This is a genomic window from Stenotrophomonas sp. SrG, from assembly GCF_050031795.1.
Taxonomy (GTDB): domain Bacteria; phylum Pseudomonadota; class Gammaproteobacteria; order Xanthomonadales; family Xanthomonadaceae; genus Stenotrophomonas; species Stenotrophomonas rhizophila_A.
This window is the reverse complement of the sequence record NZ_JBNBBE010001631.1, coordinates 1-232: the sequence shown is the minus strand read 5'-3', so window position 1 is coordinate 232 and position 232 is coordinate 1. Positions and strand designations below refer to the sequence as shown.

Here is a 232-nt window from a genome sequence, read left to right as displayed (position 1 = left end):
CCGGAGCAGTGCTTCGCGGGGGCTGTTGGTGGCCGGTTCGGTGTAGCGCACGTCCACCATGATCACCACCTGCGTGGCGCGCACCTGCCCCGCGCCCCGGGGACGCACGCCGCTGACCGGCACGTGCGCCGTGGTGGCGTGGCCCAGGGTCTCAGTGACCTGGCCGCCGCGAGCCGGGGCGCCGCCGGCCACAGCGACTGCCAGGTCTTAGGGGCCCACCGGCAGCAGGGGA

The 232-nt window shown here is 75.4% G+C and carries 1 protein-coding gene; it reads right to left on the bottom strand.

What is annotated here, in order from left to right; translation table 11 throughout:
• The coding region (locus tag ACQG3P_RS24895; RefSeq protein ID WP_426806537.1) for a hypothetical protein at positions 1-192 on the bottom strand (192 nt) is incomplete at its 3' end.
• Positions 193-232 lie beyond the last annotated feature (40 nt).